Raw genomic sequence first — 18,189 nt, forward strand, 5'->3', positions numbered from 1 at the left:
AATGAGCAAAATCATCGGTATTGACTTAGGAACAACTAACTCCTGTGTAGCGGTTCTTGAAGGCGGAGAACCAAAAGTTATTCCAAATCCGGAAGGCAACCGGACAACGCCATCTGTTGTCGCTTTCAAAAATGGCGAACGCCAAGTAGGGGAAGTGGCCAAACGCCAGGCGATTACTAACCCTAATACAATTATTTCCGTTAAACGCCATATGGGAACCAACCATAAGGTAGAGGCAGAGGGAAAAGAATACTCTCCTCAAGAAATTTCAGCAATGATTTTGCAATACTTAAAGTCTTATGCTGAAGATTATTTAGGCGAAAAGGTAGAAAAAGCAGTCATTACTGTGCCAGCTTATTTTAACGATGCAGAACGCCAGGCAACTAAAGATGCCGGAAAAATCGCTGGCCTTGAGGTCGAGCGTATTATCAACGAGCCGACAGCAGCGGCGCTTGCTTATGGAATGGATAAAATGGACGAAGACCAGACTGTACTTGTGTACGACTTGGGCGGCGGTACGTTCGATGTTTCTATTCTTGAGCTGGGCGATGGCGTATTTGAAGTTCGCTCCACAGCCGGTGATAACCGCCTTGGAGGAGACGACTTTGACCAAGTGATCATTGATTACTTAGTACAAGAGTTCAAAAAAGAAAACGGCATTGATTTGTCAAAAGATAAAATGGCTATGCAGCGCTTGAAAGATGCAGCAGAGAAAGCGAAGAAAGACTTATCTGGTGTTACTTCCACTCAAATCTCTTTACCGTTTATCACAGCTGGTGAAGCAGGACCGCTTCATTTGGAATTAACGTTAACGCGCGCGAAATTTGATGAATTGTCCGCTGACTTAGTTGAGCGTACAATGGGACCTGTGCGCCAGGCGCTTTCTGATGCGGGCATTTCAGCGTCTGAGCTGGACCGCGTCATTTTGGTTGGCGGATCCACACGTATTCCGGCTGTTCAAGAAGCGATTAAGAAAGCAACAGGAAAAGAGCCTCATAAAGGCGTAAACCCAGACGAAGTAGTAGCTATGGGTGCAGCGGTTCAAGGCGGCGTGTTAACTGGTGATGTGAAAGATGTCGTTCTTCTAGATGTTACACCGCTTTCACTTGGAATTGAAACAATGGGCGGCGTATTTACAAAGTTAATTGATCGTAATACAACGATTCCAACATCTAAGTCCCAAGTGTTCTCGACAGCTGCTGATAACCAAACAGCCGTTGATATTCACGTTCTTCAAGGAGAGCGCTCAATGGCTTCTGCCAACAAAACGCTTGGCCGCTTCCAGCTGACAGATATTCCGCCGGCACCGCGCGGCATTCCGCAAATTGAAGTATCATTTGATATCGATAAAAACGGAATTGTAAACGTGAGCGCGAAAGATCTTGGCACGGGCAAAGAGCAAAACATCACGATCAAATCTTCTTCCGGCTTATCCGATGAAGAAATCGATCGCATGGTGAAAGAAGCGGAAGAGAATGCAGAAGCAGACAAGAAGCTGAAAGAAGAAGTGGAATTGAAAAATGAAGCGGATCAGCTTGTGTTTACTGCAGAAAAAACATTAAAAGAGCTTGAAGGCAAAGTCGATGCTGATGAAGTGAAAAAAGCAGAAGAAGCCAAAGAAGAATTAAAGGCGGCTCTTGAGAAAAATGAAGTGGAAGATATCCGCGCGAAGAAAGATGCGCTATCTGAAATTGTACAAAACTTATCAGTAAAATTATATGAAGAAGCAGCGAAACAAGCACAGCAAGGTCAAGAAGGAGAAGCGCAAGCATCCGGAAAAAAAGGCGATGATGTGGTTGACGCTGAGTTTGAAGAAGTAGACGATCAGAAATAATTTCGCGTACGTCTGCCTTTCAGACATTGAAAAGTCAAAGTCAGGGGTTTCTTGGCTTTGGCTTTTTTCAATGAATAATGTTCACTATTGCTAAGCAATTATGTTAAAATAGCCTTTATGTGAAATGAGTCGGGGAGTGGGCAATGATATGAGTAAACGAGATTATTATGAAGTGCTCGGCGTTGAAAAAGACGCCTCAAAAGAGGAAATAAAAAAAGCATACCGGAAGCTTTCTAAAAAATATCATCCTGATATTAATAAAGAAGCTGGTGCAGATGAGAAGTTTAAGGAAATAAAGGAAGCATATGAAGTATTAAGCGATGATCAAAAGAAAGCGCAATATGACCGATTTGGCCATACTGATCCGAATCAAGGATTTGGCGGACAGGACTTTGGCGGATTCGGCGGGTTTGAAGACATTTTCAGTACGTTTTTCGGCGGCGGCCGCAGAAGAGATCCGAACGCTCCGCGGCAGGGAGCCGACTTGCAATATACAATGACCATCAGCTTTGAAGACGCTGTATTCGGCAAAGAAACGGATATTCAAATTCCTAAAGAAGAAACGTGCGACACATGTCAGGGAACAGGCGCTAAGCCGGGAACGACTCCGGAAACGTGCAGCCACTGCCACGGCACCGGCGAGTTAAACGTTGAACAAAACACACCGTTTGGCCGCATCGTTAACCGGCGGTCATGTCCTTATTGCCACGGCACCGGCAGTCTAATTAAAGACAAATGCGCGACTTGCGGCGGGGATGGGGCAGTTACGAAAAACAAAAAAATTCATGTGAAAATCCCGGCAGGCATTGATGATGGCCAGCAGCTGCGCGTAGCAGGACAGGGTGAAGCTGGAATCAATGGCGGACCGGCAGGAGACTTATTCATTGTTTTCCGCGTGCTTCCTCACGAGCTGTTCGAGCGGGAAGGTGACGACATTTATTGTGAAATTCCAATCACCTTTGTTCAATCAGCGCTCGGAGACGAAATTGAAGTGCCAACCATTCACGGTAAAGTCAAGCTGAAGGTGCCGGCTGGAACGCAAACGGATACAAAATTCCGCCTGCGCGGAAAGGGTGTCCCTAATGTGCGCGGCTACGGTACAGGCGATCAGCATATTCGAGTGAAAGTCATTACTCCAACGAAGTTAACGGAGAAGCAAAAGCATTTGCTGCGAGAGTTTGCTGAAGTAAGCGGCGAAGTGCTGGATGAGCAGGAGAACAGCTTTTTTGATAAAGTGAAACGTGCGTTAAAGCGCGACTAAATGAGAATGGAGCTGGCAATACGTGAAGTGGTCTGAGATTAGTATTCAAACAACGAATGAAGCCGTGGAACCAATTTCAAACATTTTGCATGAGGCAGGTGCGAGCGGAGTTGTCATTGAGGATCCAGTGGAACTGATCAGAGAAAGGGAAGATCAGTTCGGTGAAATTTATGAGCTCAATCCTCAAGATTATCCGGAAGAAGGCATTGTAATTGTGAAAGCTTATTTGCCTGTTAACAGCTTTCTCGCTGAAACAGCGGAAGGGATCGAAGAATCGATCAAAAACCTGTCCAGTTACGGAATTGATATTGGCCGCAATGAAGTGAAAATCACGGAAGTACATGAAGAAGATTGGGCAACAGCTTGGAAGCAATACTATCATCCGGTTAAAATCTCTGAAAAATTCACTATTGTGCCAACCTGGGAGCAATATGAACCTGTCAGTACGGATGAGCTCATTATTGAGCTCGACCCGGGAATGGCCTTTGGCACAGGAACGCACCCAACAACGGTGATGTGCCTGCAAGCGCTGGAGCGTTACGTCCATCCGGGAGATTATGTGGTTGATGTCGGCACGGGCTCTGGGGTTCTTAGCATTGGGGCGGCCATGCTTGGAGCTGAAAGAGTAACAGCTCTTGATTTAGATGAAGTCGCTGTTGAAGCCGCGAAAGAGAACATCCGCTTAAACAAGGTCGAAGAAAAAGTAACGGTATTGCACAATAACCTGCTTGACGGCATTACTGAACAGGCCGATGTTGTGGTCGCCAACATACTTGCTGAGGTCATCCTTTCGTTTACAGGGGATGTGGCTAAAAAGGTGAAAACCGGCGGATACTTTATTTCATCAGGAATTATCGGACAAAAGAAAGAGCAAGTGAAAGAAGCCGTGCAGGCAGTTGGATTTGAGGTAGAAGAAACGGTTCTTATGGAAGACTGGGTGGCCATTATCGCCAGAAAGAAATAAGGAACCGAACAATGAGGCAATGGATTTTCAACAGAACGATATTTTGGCAGACGGGGTGACAGCTGTGCAGCGATATTTTTTAAATGACAAGCCGGACAATGATGAAAGAGTAACAATTACGGAAGAAGACTTCTATCATTTGGCGCGTGTGATGCGTGCGAAAGAAGGAGACAGGATTGCTGTCGTTTTTCCTGATGGAAGATCAGCAGAAGCAGAGATTAAAGAAGTTTCCGCCGACTGTGCCCTCGCCTTTATTGTGGAATGGCTGCATGATGAAAAAGAGCTGCCGGTAGCTGTCACGATTGCGAGCGGCTTGCCGAAAGGGGATAAACTCGAACTCGTTATTCAAAAGGGAACCGAGCTTGGCGCAAGCAAGTTTGTCCCTTTTCATGCGGATCGCTCCATCGTTAAATGGGATGAGAAAAAAGCTGCGAAAAAGACGGAACGCTGGGCAAAGATTGCCAAAGAAGCGGCGGAACAATCGCAGCGGAACCGCGTGCCGGAAGTGAATGTTCCGGTGAATTTTCAAGAATTAATTCGAATTGGAGAACAGTATCCATTTAAATTATATGCGTTTGAAGAAGAAAGCAAAAAGGGGGAGAAGACGGCGTTTCATCACTTGTTGAGTGAAATGAAGCCGGGCGACGAACTGCTGATTGTTTTTGGGCCGGAAGGCGGAATTTCAGAGAAGGAAGCAGAAAAGCTAAAGAGCAGCGGATTTGTTCCATGCGGGCTCGGGCCGCGGATTCTACGGACGGAAACGGCGCCTCTTTACGCTTTGTCTGCAATCTCCTACCATTTTGAACTAATGAGGTGACGATTATGCCTACAGTGGCATTCCAAACACTTGGATGTAAAGTAAATCATTATGAAACGGAAGCCATCTGGCAGCTGTTTAAAGGCCAGGGTTATGACCGTGTAGAATTCGAATCGACTGCAGACGTGTATGTTATTAATACATGTACAGTAACAAATACGGGGGACAAAAAAAGCCGCCAGGTGATCCGGCGCGCCGTACGTAAAAACCCTGATGCGGTAATCTGTGTAACCGGCTGTTATGCGCAAACATCTCCGGCAGAAATTATGGCGATTCCCGGAGTAGATGTTGTGGTTGGTACACAAGACCGCACAAAAATGCTGGAATACATCGAACAGTATAAAAGAGAACGCCAGCCTATCAATGGTGTCGGCAATATTATGAAAAACCGTGTATATGAAGAGCTGGACGTTCCGGCTTTTACAGACCGTACACGCGCTTCCCTGAAAATTCAGGAGGGCTGTAATAACTTTTGCACGTTCTGCATTATTCCGTGGGCGCGTGGTTTGATGCGCTCCCGCGACCCTGAAGAAGTCATTCGCCAGGCTCAGCAGCTAGTGGACGCCGGATACAAAGAAATCGTTCTGACGGGTATTCATACCGGCGGATATGGTTCCGATATGAAGGACTATAATTTAGCGATGCTGCTCACAGATCTGGAACAAAAAGTTAAAGGCCTTAAGCGCATCCGGATTTCTTCTATCGAAGCGAGCCAATTGACTGATGAAGTAATTGAAGTAATTGACCGTTCCAATATCGTGGTCAGACATCTGCATGTACCGCTTCAATCTGGCTCCAACACAGTGTTAAAGAGAATGCGGCGCAAATATACGATGGAGTTTTTCGCTGACCGTTTAAACCGTCTGAAGGAAGCTCTTCCAGGTCTGGCGGTTACTTCAGACGTCATTGTCGGCTTCCCTGGCGAGACAGAAGAAGAATTCATGGAAACGTATCATTTTATTAAAGAACATAAATTTTCTGAGCTTCATGTGTTCCCATATTCCAAACGGACAGGCACGCCGGCAGCACGTATGGATGATCAAATTGATGAAGAAGTGAAAAATGAGCGGGTTCACCGTTTAATCGCTCTTTCCGACCAGTTGGCTAAAGAATATGCTTCTCGTTTTGAAGGAGAAGTGCTGGAGGTCATCCCTGAAGAGCCGTTTAAAGAAGGCTCTGAAGAAGGCTTGTATACTGGGTATACCGATAACTATTTAAAGGTAGTGTTCCCGGCTACAGAAGAAATGGTTGGCCAGCTTGTGAAAGTAAAAATTACAAAAGCCGGTTATCCGTTCAATGAAGGACAATTCGTTCGGGTAATGGATGAAGAGTTAAACCCGACAGTTTAATAACAGAACAAAGCCTTTCATGCGAAGTGCATCAAGGGCTCAGACCGCGGACCAACTCAATGAAATTGAAGTTGGTCCGCGGTCTTTTTATTTTCTTGCGGATGGGTTCTGTTGCTTTCCATTCCAGGCGCTTCGCTTTCCGCGGGGCGGGCGGTGAGCCTCCTCGGCCCCCAAGCGCCTGCGGGGTCTCCCCTGTCCCGCTGCTCCCGCCGGAGTCTGCGCGCCTTTTGTTCCGATCAACAGGGTGTATAAAGTTAGGGTAGACCTACAAAACGCTTGGTAGGATGGAAGAGATGGACCCAGGAGTGAGCCGTTTAAGCATTTTTCCCATTCTGAACCTCTTTTGTGGGCAAACTGGGCCTTTTATGCAAAAGTGTATGAAAGGCTTTTAAATTCGCGGAAAAAGGGTATGGTAAGAGAAAATAAAGGTGAAAGTTTCTAAAGTAACTCGCCATTTTACTGATTCGATGGTACGATAGGAAAAGAGGTACGTACAACTTGTTGAAAAGGAGATAAGTCACTTGATAACAGATCAATTTGGAGATGTAGCAAAAATCATTGACCATACGTTATTAAAACCGGAAACGACAAAGGATCAGGTGAAGAAGCTTTGCGAGGAAGCAAGAGCCTATGAATTTGCTTCCGTCTGCATTAATCCTGTCTGGGTTGCTTATGCGAGTGAGCAGCTGCAAGGCACAAAAGTAAAAGTATGCACGGTCATCGGTTTTCCGCTCGGAGCGACAACCTCCACAGTGAAAGCTTTTGAAACAAAAGAAGCGATTGAAAACGGCGCAACAGAAGTGGACATGGTGATTAATATCGGCGCTTTAAAAGCCGGCGATGATGAAACGGTGTTAAAAGACATTCAAGCAGTAACCGCCTCTGCGCGCGGAAAGGCACTGACAAAAGTCATCATTGAAACGAGTCTGTTAACGGATGAAGAGAAGGAGCGGGCTTGCCGATTGGCGGTTGAAGCCGGCGCTGATTATGTAAAAACATCTACTGGGTTTTCTACAGGAGGAGCGACAGAAGAAGATATTCGCTTCATGAGAAATACAGTCGGCCCGGATATCGGGGTGAAAGCTTCCGGAGGCGTTCGCAGCCAAGAGGACGCCTTGAACATGATCAAGGCTGGAGCGACAAGAATTGGAGCCAGCTCAGGCGTTCAAATCGTTCAAGGGCTCAAAGGCACGTCAGATTATTAAAAGTCCGCATAAACATATTGGTGGTTAAAAAGGAATTTCTTGACCGTCATACCGGCTTGTATTATAATTATTTGGTACATGGAATTTCCGTTACGGAACATGTAATCGTAAGTGTTCGGAGGGAGGGAAAGAGATATGTCAAAAACAGTTGTTCGTAAAAACGAATCGCTTGAAGACGCTCTACGTCGGTTCAAACGTGCTGTTTCCAAAACTGGAACTTTACAAGAAGCAAGAAAACGCGAATTTTATGAAAAACCAAGCGTAAAGCGTAAAAAGAAATCAGAAGCGGCTAGAAAACGTAAGTTCTAAAGAGAGAGAGGGTATTACTTTGAGTCTTCTCGAGCGTTTAAATGATGATATCAAGCAAGCGATGAAAAACAAAGACAAAGAAAAATTGACTGTAATCCGCATGCTGAAAGCTTCTTTGCAAAACGAAGCCATTAAAGCAGGCAGCCAAGGATTAACAGAAGATGAAGAGTTGGCGGTTCTTTCTCGTGAAGTGAAACAGCGCAAAGACTCCCTCCATGAATTTGAAAAGGCGGGGCGTGCTGACCTCGTTTCAAAAATTCAAACTGAACTGACTTACGTGAACTCATATATGCCAGAACAGCTTTCAGACGAAGAGATAGAGGCAATTGTTCAGGAAACGATTGCTCAAGTTAATGCTTCCTCTAAAGCAGACATCGGCAAAGTAATGGGCGCATTAATGCCGAAAATAAAAGGCCGGGCTGACGGCGGTCTCGTCAATAAGCTCGTGCAGCAAAAACTTTCGTAAAAAAGATGACAGGTTCTCCTGTCATCTTTTTTATTTGATCGTTTTTAACAAGCGCCGCTCTTTTTAGGATATTAGCGACCGCTTTGTTCATGAAAAATAAATTTTTGGCCCATGCTCAGCCATAATATAAAAAGGATAAACCGAGCTAGCTTTCATGAATGGCCCGCTCATTTTTACAATTGTTTAAACGGGGTGAGAGAGATGAAACATGCATTAGTCATAGGAGGAACTGGTATGCTGTCGGGTGTGTCTCTTTGGTTGGCAGAAAACAATTATTATGTTTCGGTTGTTGCCCGTGATCCGCACAAAATGGAGCGGATGATCAAGCGATCTGCGAATCCATCGAAACTTATGCCTATATTCGTTGATTACAGCCATGAGGATGAGTTGAGACGGGCGCTTCTGCCGCCTATAAGGCAGAAGCGCCCGTTTGATTTAGTAGTAGCCTGGATCCATTCATATGCCAATGGCGCTCTTTATACGGTTGCTGAAATAGTGTCAAAGAATAATAACAGATGGAAGCTTTATCATCTTCTTGGAAGCAACCGTGACGCAGATGCGGTTAAAGCTAGTTTGGCTATTCCGGATAACTGTGACTATCATCAAGTCCAGCTCGGCTTTGTGATCGAAAACAATCGTTCCCGATGGTTAACCAATGACGAAATTTCAGCAGGAACCATTGCGGCTATAAGAAACAGGAACGATAATTACACGCTGATCGGAGAATCTGGCCCTTGGCATAGATGGCCGGGAAACATTTAAACAATCATGCCGCTCCATATGAACCGGTGATATGATCATGGGTTTTGTCTGATGCTTATCAAGAAAGCGCCATCCTCTTTTAAGCGCCATTCCAGGCATGAAACCAAAAGCTGCTCCTTGCTGTAAAGAGCCTTTTCATTCAAAAGCCGTTCAGACATTTCTGGTTTTTTGTTATATTTTTGAAACTTTTTCTTTACAATAACCGTATAGAAGGAAAAGGATGCTGAGGGGTGGTGAGTTTGATAAGAAGGTGGTTCGCTTTAATATTTGGTATGCTGCTCCTGTTGATGGGACTGGGCTTCCCAGTTTTCTCGCAGGCTGAGGAGCAGCCGGTGTATGTAGTGCCTGTGCATCATGAGGTGGAAAAAGGGCTTTATGCTTTTATGGAGCGTTCATTTGAAGAGGCGGCGGAAAATGGAGCACAACTGATTGTCCTCGATATTCATACACCGGGCGGCGCAGTAGATGCAGCCGGAGAAATTGGCAAGCTGTTAGATGAAACAGATATACGGACCGTCGCTTTCATTAACGATCGCGCGCTATCGGCAGGAGCCTTTATTTCTCTTCATACCGATGCGATTTATATGGTGCCGAACGGACAGATTGGGGCAGCGGCTATCATTGACCAGCAGGGAAATATGGCGGACAAAAAAGCCCAAAGCTATTGGCGCTCAGCGATGAAAAGCGCAGCCCAGACAAACGGCCTGGATCCAAAATACGCAATAGCGATGGCTGATCCGGAGGTTAACTTGCCGGAATATGGGGCTGGGAAAGGCGAATTGTTGACCTTTTCAGCAAAAGAAGCACTGGAAACCGGTTATTCAAAGGCGACTGTCCGTGAATTAAAACAAGTTTTACAGCATGAAAAAGCAGGAGAGGCACAGGTTATAGAGGTAGAAGAGAGCTGGGCGGAAAAAGTCGCCCGATTTGTGACTAATCCGATTGTGGTCCCGATTTTGCTGTCACTGGCCAGTCTCGGGCTCGTTCTGGAATTGTATTCGCCAGGATTTGGCTTGCCGGGTTCTGTTGGTCTCGCTTCCTTGCTGCTGTTTTTCTACGGTCATTTAGTTGCCGGTCTTGCAGGATACGAATCTGTGCTGTTATTTATCATCGGTGCAGTGTTAGTTGTTGCTGAGCTGTTTCTTCCAGGCGGAATTGCTGGCATATTAGGCTTTTCTGCTTTAGCCGGAAGTATTTTGCTGGCTGGAGATAATGTAAAATGGATGGGCGTTTCTTTGGTCATAGCAATGGCCATTTCTATCACAGCAATGATTCTAATGGTGAAGGTGTTTGGTAAAAAGATGAAATTTTTTAAAAAGATGATTTTAAACGATGCTACGAATACAGAAAGCGGCTATGTATCCAACGTTAATCGCTCTGAACTTCTTGGCAAAACAGGCATCACCAAAACCCCATTTCGTCCCTCTGGCACAATGATGATGGAGAAAGAGCGAATTGATGCGGTAAGTGAAGGCGGTTTCATTGCGCCAGGAAAAGAAGTGGTTGTGGTCAAAGTGGAAGGGGCGCGAATTGTCGTGCGGGAAATTGATTAAGGAGGGAAAAGGTCATGGATCTTGGATTTGGATTTATTATTGCAGCAGTCGTTATCGGTATTATTGTTTTATCGGTGTTCTTTACGTTTGTTCCTGTTATGCTATGGATTTCTGCCTTGGCAGCAGGAGTAAAAATCAGTATTTTCACGTTAATTGGAATGAGACTCCGCCGGGTCATCCCGAGCCGTGTCGTTAATCCGCTGATTAAAGCATCGAAAGCAGGGTTAGATGTTACAACGAACCAGCTTGAAAGCCACTACTTAGCAGGCGGAAATGTTGACCGTGTGGTTAATGCGCTAATTGCTGCCCAGCGAGCCAATATTGAATTGTCCTTTGAACGTTGCGCGGCCATTGATCTTGCGGGCCGTGATGTGTTGCAAGCTGTGCAAATGAGCGTTAACCCCAAAGTGATTGAAACGCCATTTATTGCCGGTGTGGCAATGGACGGGATTGAAGTGAAGGCAAAAGCCCGTATTACCGTGCGCGCCAATATTGAGCGTCTCGTCGGGGGAGCGGGAGAGGAAACCATCGTTGCCCGTGTTGGTGAAGGGATTGTTAGTACCATCGGTTCAAGCAATAACCATAAAAAAGTACTTGAAAATCCGGATATGATTTCGCAGACGGTTTTAAGTAAAGGGCTTGATGCCGGTACAGCCTTTGAAATTTTGTCCATCGACATTGCGGATGTAGATATCGGCAAAAATATCGGAGCCGAACTGCAAAGAGAGCAAGCGGAAGCGGACAAAAATATTGCCCAGGCCAAGGCAGAAGAGCGCCGGGCCATGGCGGTAGCCAATGAGCAGGAAATGAAAGCGCGCGTACAAGAGATGCGGGCAAAAGTAGTCGAAGCAGAAGCAGATGTGCCGCTCGCCATGGCAGAAGCCTTGCGCACAGGAAATATTGGTGTGATGGATTATATGAACTATAAAAACATCGACGCCGATACTGGCATGCGCGGATCAATCGGCAAGATGGCTGGCGGCAAGGACGGCAATAAAGGCCAAGACAGCTAATGCACTTGTTTTTTAAAGGAGGGGCGCCATGGAATCCATTATTATAGCCATTATTATTGGTGTCATTTCGGTGATTACCGGCCGTCTCAAAGGAGAGAACGAGAAAGCGAAAAAGCAGAACACACAGCAGAAAAAAATGCCGTCACCGTCTGGAGCCAATGTGTTTGCTCAAGCAGAGCAGAAAAAGGAGGCACTTCAGACAGCACGGCGGCAAACACCTAAACAGACAAATGAAGAAGAGAGAAAAGAAGCAGTCCGAAATGAAAGCACCTCCGGCCGTTTAAGACGTCTGCAGGAAGAAGATAAAAAAGAGCAGAAAAAAGACTCTGTTCCTAATTTAGAAGTAGGTGCTGACGATTTAACGAAGGGAATTATCCTCGCAGAGATTCTTGCTCCTCCTAAAGCATTAAGACGGAAATAAACTGACATGTTCCCTCCTCCCCTTTCATACATTTGAAAGGAGAGGGGGGTTCTTTTTATGGCAAAAAAGTGGGGAGAGCAAATGAGAAGCTGGCTGACAAAATCGCTGAACCTGCCCGAAGATGTCATGATGGACCTTCCCCGGATCACGATGATTGGCCAGCTTCATATCTATATTGAAAATCATAGAGGATTGCTTGCTTTCTCAGATAAAGAGGTGCGGTTAATGCTTACGAAGGGCCAGCTGCTCATTAAAGGCCAGTCATTTACAATTAAGACTATTTTGCCGGAAGAAATATTAATCGAAGGAAAAATTGAGAAGTTCGTTTATTTGGATGGGTAAGGGGGAAAAAGCTTGAACAATCAGTGGCTTGCTTTTTTTCAAGGGATTATTTTTGTGAAGGTGCAGGGACAAGGAGCGGAACGTTTGATTAACCGTTTGCTTCGTTCCGGCATTCCCATTTGGAATGTAAGCAAACAAGGCGAACAGGCCATTTTATTTTCCTGTTCCCTTCAGCATATCCACAAGGTAAGGCGGGCGGCACGTACATTTGAAGGGGATCTGCACTTCTACAGGGGAGAAGGCTTCCCTTTTTTGCTGAAAAGGCTGTGGAGAAGTTCCGGCTTTTTAGTTGGAGCGGCTGCTTTTCTGGTGGTCGTCCTGCTGCTATCAAACATTGTCTGGCGAATAGATATCGGTGGAGCAAGCCCGAAAATGGAGCACCAAATCCGCAAAGAGCTTGCTGGTATGGGCATTGAGAAAGGGAAGTTTATCTTTAGCGCAGACGACCCCGAAACCGTTCAGCATAAGCTTTTGAACCGTATTGAGGGATTGACATGGGTTGGAGTAGAAGTGAGAGGCAGCACCTTTCACTTTCGCGTGGTGGAAAAAACTGCCCCAAAGGAAAAGAAAGTGAAAGGTCCAAGGCATCTTGTAGCGGCAAAAGAGGCAGTGATCGCCAAGCTGTTTGTAAAAAAGGGACAGGCTGCCGTCAAAAGAGACCAATTTGTTCATAAAGGCCAGTTGCTTGTATCCGGCTTTATCGGCACAGAAGACAGGTTAAAGGAAGTGGCTGCTGACGGTGAAGTATGGGCAGAGACTTGGTATAAGGCGAAGGTGGAAATGCCCGTCTCTACAGAATTCCAAGTGTTGACTGGCCGTCAGGTGAAAAAACATCGGCTTGAAGCAGGATCATTTAAACTGCCGGTATGGGGATTTAAAAATCATTCTTTTGCGGATTATAAGAAGGACGAGCAACTGCATTCTATTTCGTTTCTCGGGATGAAACTGCCGGTCAGCTATGCGGAAACAACTTATTATGAAAGCAAGCAGACAAGCCGGTCGTATACCGAAAAAGAAGCTGAACTTCGGGCATTAGACATTGCCAGAGGGGATCTTGAAGCGAAGCTCCCCGAGAAAGCAGAGATACGCGGTGAAAAAATTTTGCAGAGACAGTTCACCAATGGTAAAGTAAAATTATCTATACACTTCCAAGTACTAGAAAATATAGCCGTAGAGAAACCAATCACTCAAGGAGACAAAAAGAATGCCAGAAGAAAAAAACATAATGAATATCCAGCTCGAAAATCCGAATGAAGCAGCTGCGCTCTTCGGAGTGTCGGATAAGAATCTGACCATTTTAGAAGAAGAGTTTGATGTGTCTCTCATTACAAGAGGAGAAACGCTTCATATAGCTGGTGCAGAAACGAATACAGCGCTAGTGAGAGAAATTGTGTACCGCTTGCTCCTTATTATTCGCAAAGGCATTAATATTGGAGAGCGTGACGTTATGAACGCTGTTCAAATGGCGAAAAATGGAACGATTGAATATTTAGATGAACTGTATGATCAGGAAATTACAAAGAATGCGAAAGGCAAGTCGATCCGTATTAAAACGCTTGGACAGCAGGAATATGTAACAGCCATCCGCAAGCATGATCTTGTATTCGGCATCGGCCCGGCAGGTACAGGAAAAACCTATTTAGCCGTCGTCATGGCTGTTCACGCATTAAAAACAGGACAAGTAAAGCGGATCGTGCTGACGAGGCCGGCTGTAGAAGCAGGTGAAAGCTTGGGGTTCCTGCCTGGAGATTTAAAGGAAAAAGTTGATCCGTATTTGCGTCCTTTGTACGATGCCTTGCATGATGTGCTTGGTACAGAGCAAACGCAGCGGCTCATTGAACGGGGAACGATTGAAGTGGCGCCGCTTGCTTATATGCGCGGCCGGACGCTTGATGACGCCTTCGTTATTTTAGATGAAGCACAAAATACAACAAAAGCCCAAATGAAGATGTTTTTAACGCGGCTTGGCTTTGGATCAAAAATGGTGATAACGGGTGACCGTACGCAAATTGATTTGCCAAAAGGGGCACAATCCGGACTCGTCTCAGCAGAGCAAATTTTAAAACGGGTTCCGTCTCTCTCTTTTATTTATTTAGAGCAAAGCGATGTTGTTCGTCATCCACTCGTGGCCCGAATTATTCAAGCCTATGAAGAACTTGATAGTTAACAGGCAGTCTGCGGACTGCCTGTTTTTCTTTTCTTTGAGCGGTACATGATTTTTTGGGGGAAACCTGTTATGATTTTACGTACAAGAGAAATAAATACTATACGGAAATAAAAATTAATTGCTTGAATAGTAACAGGAAAGACAGGAAGAAAAGTGAAGAACGGAGGAAAGCAATGGGCTTAGTGATAGATATGGTGGATGAAACAGAAGAATTGGCAGCGGAAGCCTTTCAACTGGTGGAGGCATTGCTAGAGTTGACCGCTCAAAAGGAAGGCGTGGCTGAAGGAAGCGAGGTCTCGGTAACATTTACCGATAATGCCCGAATCCAAGAAATCAACCGCGAGTATCGCGAGAAAGATGCACCGACTGATGTCATTTCTTTTGCTCTGGAAGAAATGGGAGAAGGGGAAATAACAATTAGCGGGGTGGAAGGACTGCCGCGCATGCTGGGCGACATTGTCATTTCCGTGTCGCGAGCGAAGGAACAGGCTATTGATTATGGACACAGCTTTGAACGGGAGCTGGGTTTTCTGGCTGTTCACGGGCTGCTTCATTTGCTCGGTTATGATCATATGACAGAGGAAGAAGAAAAAGTCATGTTTCAAAAGCAAAGGGACATCTTAAATGAATACGGATTGGAACGGTAAAAAAGCGATCGGCTTCCAGCGGTTCTTCTTTTCCTTCCGCTATGCGCTCAACGGCCTGCGAATTGTTTGGCAAGAGCCTAATTTCCGATTTCATTTGGCCGCGGCAGCCGCAGTAGTCGCGGCGGGCGTATTTTTCTCATTATCGCGAACCGAGTGGCTGTTTATTTTAGTAATGATCTTTGGAGTCATGACGCTTGAAGCAGTCAATACTGCCATCGAAAAAACCGTCGACTTAGTAACAGAAGATCGCCATCCGCTGGCTAAAGCGGCCAAAGATGTAGCGGCAGGAGCGGTTTTATTGTTTTCTCTTCTCGCCTCTTTAGTCGGAACAATCATTTTTTTGCCGAAAGTCTTTGAGTTATTTTAGATAATTTCGATTTTTCAGAAAAAAGGAAACGTAAATAGATTACAACAAAGCTGTTTTATATTAAAATAGAAAGCAGAGGAGCAGGAAACATTGAAAAAAGAACAATTAGTTAAGGAAGCGATCATCGCAAGAGAACGTGCATACGTGCCTTATTCAAAATTTAAAGTAGGTGCTGCACTTCTGACAAAGGATGGAAAGATCTTTCACGGATGCAATATAGAAAATGCTGCCTACAGCATGTGTAATTGCGCAGAAAGAACCGCTTTATTTAAGGCCTGGTCCGAGGGCGAAAAAGAATTCGCTGCGCTGGCGGTAGCTGCCGATACCAAGCGGCCGGTACCTCCATGCGGTGCCTGCCGTCAGGTGATTTCTGAGCTTTGTCCGCCTGAAATGAAGGTCATCTTAACGAACCTGCAGGGAGATGTACAAGAAACAACTGTTGAACAACTATTGCCAGGAGCATTTTCACCGGAGGATTTACATGAATAGACAAGAGACAAATTCAACTTATAAATCAGGTTTTATCTCCATTATTGGACGCCCGAATGTAGGGAAGTCGACCTTCCTGAATAGGGTGATCGGCCAAAAGATTGCCATTATGAGTGATAAGCCGCAAACGACAAGAAACAAAGTGCAAGGAGTTTATACGAAAGAAGACGCCCAAATGATCTTTATTGATACCCCGGGCATTCATAAACCAAAGCATAAGCTTGGCGACTTTATGATGAAGGTTGCCGTTAATACGCTAAAGGAAGTGGATCTGGTTCTTTTTATGGTGAATGCCGAAGAAGGATACGGCCGCGGGGATGAGTTTATTATTGAAAAACTAAAGGGCATCCAAACGCCGGTTTTTCTTGTGATCAACAAAATCGACCGCATTCATCCAGATCAGTTGATGGAATTAATCGACCGATATAAAGATTTATATTCATTTGCAGAGATTATTCCCATTTCTGCTCTTGAAGGAAACAACGTAGAGCGCCTGCTTGGACAAATTGAAGAAAATTTGCCTGCCGGGCCGCAATATTATCCGGCTGATCAAGTGACAGACCATCCGGAGCGTTTTATTGTGTCCGAGCTGATTCGGGAAAAGGTTCTCCATTTGACAAGGGAGGAAGTGCCGCATTCCATTGCCGTGGTTATTGATAAAATGGAGCGGCGCGGTGACAAAGACATTATCAATGTTATGGCTACGATCGTTGTGGAGAGAGACTCCCAAAAAGGGATTGTCATCGGCAAGCGCGGTGCTTTGCTCAAGGAGATCGGCCAGCGGGCCCGGCATGACATTGAACATTTGCTGGGTTCCCAAGTATTTCTCGAGCTGTGGGTGAAGGTGCAAAAAGATTGGCGCAACAAAGCATCCAACCTTCGTGACTTCGGGTTCCGTGAAGATGAATACTGATCAATCAATAATTAGAAATTTTTGCTCCTCATAATCAAAAAGGAATCGGTGAAGCTAATAGGGAAGCCAAAGGTAAATGCCAGTTCTAATTAAGAAAGGCGGGAAAGAGCATGTTAGATTTTACGTGGAAAGTCTTTTCGGAGACAGGAAGTGTGGAAATGTACCTTTTGTATAAGGAGATTGAACAAGGCCGCAGCTATCCCCCATTTGAACAAGAGCAACAATTGGCTGATCCCGACTTCCCGGTTGCCGGAGTGACGAATTGAGGAGGGTGAAAGGATGGCCTTCTCATGCTTCAAAAGATTGAAGGGATTGTAATTCGAACATCCGATTATGGAGAAACTAATAAAGTTGTAACTATTTACACACGGGAGAAGGGCAAGCTCGCTTTTATGGCGCGTGGAGCAAAGAAGCCCAACAGCCGCCTTTCTTCCGTCACCCAGCCGTTTACACATGGAAGCTTTCTCGTTCAGTCTGGCAGCGGTCTCGGCACATTGCAGCAGGGGGAAATGATGACATCCATGCGCCATATCCGGGAAGATTTGCTTATGTCTGCACATGCGGCCTACATGGCCGAACTGCTTGACAAAAGCACAGAAGAAAAAAAGCCGAATCCATATTTATATGAGCTTTTTGAGCAATGTCTTCATTACTTGAACGAGGGATATGACGCAGAAGTGATCACAGCCATTTTTGAAATGAAAATGCTGCAGGTGATCGGCTTGCACCCGGAGCTGTCCGGCTGTGCTCATTGCGGGAGCCGAGAAGGCCGATTTGCCTTTTCCATTCGAGAAAACGGCTTTTTATGCCATCGCTGCTTTGAAGTAGATCCATATTTGCTGCCGTTATCACAAGCTGCAATTAAACTGTTGCGGCTGTTTTATTTTTTCGACCTGAAAAGACTGGGCGATATCAAGGTGAAGGAAGAGACAAAAAAAGAATTGCGGACGGCGATTTCTCTCTACTACGATGAGTATTCCGGCATTTATTTAAAATCGCGCAGGTTTCTTGACCAGATGGAGAGAATGCAGTCTTTTCTTGTGAATAAAGAGCAAGAAGAGGATTGACAAACGGCCTGTTTTCGATTAAGTTTTTTATATTCAATCCAAATAATGATTAGCTGCAGTGAAGGAATGGAGTACATGATTTCCCTCTTTTACAAGCGAACCCGGGACAGTGAAAGCCGGGGAAAGAGCATCATGGAAGGGCGGTCTGGAGCAGCATGTTGGAAAAGAGGCCGTGTGTTAGTATGCGGCAAATAGGGTGGAACCGCGGGTAACTCTCGTCCCTATGTACAATGATGTGCATAG

At 45.4% G+C, this 18,189-nt stretch carries 21 protein-coding genes; all 21 read left to right on the forward strand.

Going from position 1 to position 18,189, the window contains the following annotated elements; all coding sequences use genetic code 11:
- Position 1 precedes the first annotated feature (1 nt).
- On the forward strand, positions 2-1,834 hold the full coding sequence (dnaK, locus tag BBA02S_RS00125; RefSeq protein WP_041097332.1) for a molecular chaperone DnaK: 1,833 nt from the start codon (positions 2-4) through the stop codon (positions 1,832-1,834).
- A gap of 148 nt (positions 1,835-1,982) precedes the next feature.
- Positions 1,983-3,095 (forward strand): molecular chaperone DnaJ, encoded by a 1,113-nt coding sequence (dnaJ, locus tag BBA02S_RS00130; protein ID WP_041097330.1) that lies wholly within the window; start codon positions 1,983-1,985, stop codon positions 3,093-3,095.
- A gap of 22 nt (positions 3,096-3,117) precedes the next feature.
- The gene (gene prmA, locus BBA02S_RS00135; RefSeq protein ID WP_041097328.1) at positions 3,118-4,059 is read left to right on the forward strand and encodes a 50S ribosomal protein L11 methyltransferase; all 942 of its coding nucleotides are present in this window, start codon (positions 3,118-3,120) and stop codon (positions 4,057-4,059) included.
- Positions 4,060-4,123: 64 nt separating this feature from the next.
- Complete coding sequence (locus tag BBA02S_RS00140) at positions 4,124-4,876, forward strand: 16S rRNA (uracil(1498)-N(3))-methyltransferase (RefSeq protein WP_041098213.1); 753 nt, start codon at positions 4,124-4,126, stop codon at positions 4,874-4,876.
- A 5-nt stretch (positions 4,877-4,881) separates the two neighbouring features.
- Entirely contained in the window at positions 4,882-6,225 is a 1,344-nt protein-coding gene (gene mtaB / locus BBA02S_RS00145) for a tRNA (N(6)-L-threonylcarbamoyladenosine(37)-C(2))-methylthiotransferase MtaB (RefSeq protein ID WP_041097326.1), read from the forward strand.
- A 521-nt stretch (positions 6,226-6,746) separates the two neighbouring features.
- Positions 6,747-7,430, forward strand: a complete 684-nt coding sequence (gene deoC, locus BBA02S_RS00150) for a deoxyribose-phosphate aldolase (protein WP_082028133.1) — start codon at positions 6,747-6,749, stop codon at positions 7,428-7,430.
- Between the two features lie 135 nt (positions 7,431-7,565).
- On the forward strand, positions 7,566-7,739 hold the full coding sequence (gene rpsU / locus BBA02S_RS00155) for a 30S ribosomal protein S21 (RefSeq protein ID WP_041097322.1): 174 nt from the start codon (positions 7,566-7,568) through the stop codon (positions 7,737-7,739).
- Positions 7,740-7,758: 19 nt separating this feature from the next.
- Positions 7,759-8,205 carry a GatB/YqeY domain-containing protein gene (locus tag BBA02S_RS00160; RefSeq protein ID WP_041097319.1) on the forward strand — a complete coding sequence of 149 codons (447 nt, stop codon included), beginning with the start codon at positions 7,759-7,761 and terminating at the stop codon, positions 8,203-8,205.
- A gap of 201 nt (positions 8,206-8,406) precedes the next feature.
- Entirely contained in the window at positions 8,407-8,967 is a 561-nt protein-coding gene (locus BBA02S_RS00165) for a short-chain dehydrogenase (RefSeq protein ID WP_041113269.1), read from the forward strand.
- Between the two features lie 272 nt (positions 8,968-9,239).
- Positions 9,240-10,520 carry an NfeD family protein gene (locus BBA02S_RS00170; RefSeq protein ID WP_041097316.1) on the forward strand — a complete coding sequence of 427 codons (1,281 nt, stop codon included), beginning with the start codon at positions 9,240-9,242 and terminating at the stop codon, positions 10,518-10,520.
- Between the two features lie 14 nt (positions 10,521-10,534).
- Entirely contained in the window at positions 10,535-11,533 is a 999-nt protein-coding gene (gene floA / locus BBA02S_RS00175; RefSeq protein ID WP_041097314.1) for a flotillin-like protein FloA, read from the forward strand.
- Positions 11,534-11,561: 28 nt separating this feature from the next.
- Positions 11,562-11,954, forward strand: a complete 393-nt coding sequence (locus BBA02S_RS00180) for a hypothetical protein (protein ID WP_041113270.1) — start codon at positions 11,562-11,564, stop codon at positions 11,952-11,954.
- A gap of 57 nt (positions 11,955-12,011) precedes the next feature.
- Complete coding sequence (gene yqfC, locus BBA02S_RS00185) at positions 12,012-12,296, forward strand: sporulation protein YqfC (RefSeq protein WP_041097310.1); 285 nt, start codon at positions 12,012-12,014, stop codon at positions 12,294-12,296.
- 12 nt (positions 12,297-12,308) lie between these two features.
- Complete coding sequence (gene yqfD / locus BBA02S_RS00190; protein ID WP_041113271.1) at positions 12,309-13,550, forward strand: sporulation protein YqfD; 1,242 nt, start codon at positions 12,309-12,311, stop codon at positions 13,548-13,550.
- Positions 13,501-14,463 carry a PhoH family protein gene (locus tag BBA02S_RS00195; RefSeq protein ID WP_041097306.1) on the forward strand — a complete coding sequence of 321 codons (963 nt, stop codon included), beginning with the start codon at positions 13,501-13,503 and terminating at the stop codon, positions 14,461-14,463. Before yqfD ends, BBA02S_RS00195 begins: the two co-directional genes overlap by 50 nt.
- Positions 14,464-14,636: 173 nt before the next feature.
- Positions 14,637-15,110 (forward strand): rRNA maturation RNase YbeY, encoded by a 474-nt coding sequence (gene ybeY, locus BBA02S_RS00200; protein ID WP_041113272.1) that lies wholly within the window; start codon positions 14,637-14,639, stop codon positions 15,108-15,110.
- The gene (locus BBA02S_RS00205; RefSeq protein ID WP_041113273.1) at positions 15,088-15,477 is read left to right on the forward strand and encodes a diacylglycerol kinase family protein; all 390 of its coding nucleotides are present in this window, start codon (positions 15,088-15,090) and stop codon (positions 15,475-15,477) included. The genes ybeY and BBA02S_RS00205 overlap by 23 nt, the downstream gene beginning before the upstream one ends.
- Positions 15,478-15,567: 90 nt before the next feature.
- Positions 15,568-15,966, forward strand: coding sequence for a cytidine deaminase (locus tag BBA02S_RS00210; protein ID WP_041097299.1), 399 nt, complete (start codon positions 15,568-15,570; stop codon positions 15,964-15,966).
- Positions 15,959-16,879: a GTPase Era gene (gene era / locus BBA02S_RS00215; RefSeq protein WP_041097297.1), complete on the forward strand. Its 921-nt coding sequence runs from the start codon at positions 15,959-15,961 to the stop codon at positions 16,877-16,879. Before BBA02S_RS00210 ends, era begins: the two co-directional genes overlap by 8 nt.
- Before the next feature lie 110 nt (positions 16,880-16,989).
- A complete protein-coding gene (locus tag BBA02S_RS20060; protein WP_065849526.1) occupies positions 16,990-17,145 on the forward strand; it encodes a YqzL family protein in 156 nt (51 codons plus the stop codon).
- Between the two features lie 24 nt (positions 17,146-17,169).
- Entirely contained in the window at positions 17,170-17,946 is a 777-nt protein-coding gene (gene recO, locus BBA02S_RS00220; protein WP_041113274.1) for a DNA repair protein RecO, read from the forward strand.
- Positions 17,947-18,189 lie beyond the last annotated feature (243 nt).

Origin of the sequence: Bacillus badius NBRC 15713 (genome assembly GCF_001591605.1) — a bacterium.
Taxonomy (GTDB): domain Bacteria; phylum Bacillota; class Bacilli; order Bacillales; family Domibacillaceae; genus Pseudobacillus; species Pseudobacillus badius.

Bases quoted from the DNA above. Each gene is read 5' to 3' on its own strand.
- dnaK (WP_041097332.1), top strand. From the start codon at position 2: ATGAGCAAAATCATCGGTATTGACTTAGGAACAACTAACTCCTGTGTA.
- dnaJ (WP_041097330.1), top strand. From the start codon at position 1,983: ATGAGTAAACGAGATTATTATGAAGTGCTCGGCGTTGAAAAAGACGCC.
- mtaB (WP_041097326.1), top strand. From the start codon at position 4,882: ATGCCTACAGTGGCATTCCAAACACTTGGATGTAAAGTAAATCATTAT.
- rpsU (WP_041097322.1), top strand. From the start codon at position 7,566: ATGTCAAAAACAGTTGTTCGTAAAAACGAATCGCTTGAAGACGCTCTA.
- BBA02S_RS00165 (WP_041113269.1), top strand. From the start codon at position 8,407: ATGAAACATGCATTAGTCATAGGAGGAACTGGTATGCTGTCGGGTGTG.
- BBA02S_RS00170 (WP_041097316.1), top strand. From the start codon at position 9,240: ATGCTGCTCCTGTTGATGGGACTGGGCTTCCCAGTTTTCTCGCAGGCT.
- floA (WP_041097314.1), top strand. From the start codon at position 10,535: ATGGATCTTGGATTTGGATTTATTATTGCAGCAGTCGTTATCGGTATT.
- BBA02S_RS00180 (WP_041113270.1), top strand. From the start codon at position 11,562: ATGGAATCCATTATTATAGCCATTATTATTGGTGTCATTTCGGTGATT.
- yqfC (WP_041097310.1), top strand. From the start codon at position 12,012: ATGGCAAAAAAGTGGGGAGAGCAAATGAGAAGCTGGCTGACAAAATCG.
- BBA02S_RS00195 (WP_041097306.1), top strand. From the start codon at position 13,501: ATGCCAGAAGAAAAAAACATAATGAATATCCAGCTCGAAAATCCGAAT.
- ybeY (WP_041113272.1), top strand. From the start codon at position 14,637: ATGGGCTTAGTGATAGATATGGTGGATGAAACAGAAGAATTGGCAGCG.
- BBA02S_RS00205 (WP_041113273.1), top strand. From the start codon at position 15,088: ATGAATACGGATTGGAACGGTAAAAAAGCGATCGGCTTCCAGCGGTTC.
- era (WP_041097297.1), top strand. From the start codon at position 15,959: ATGAATAGACAAGAGACAAATTCAACTTATAAATCAGGTTTTATCTCC.
- BBA02S_RS20060 (WP_065849526.1), top strand. From the start codon at position 16,990: ATGTTAGATTTTACGTGGAAAGTCTTTTCGGAGACAGGAAGTGTGGAA.
- recO (WP_041113274.1), top strand. From the start codon at position 17,170: ATGCTTCAAAAGATTGAAGGGATTGTAATTCGAACATCCGATTATGGA.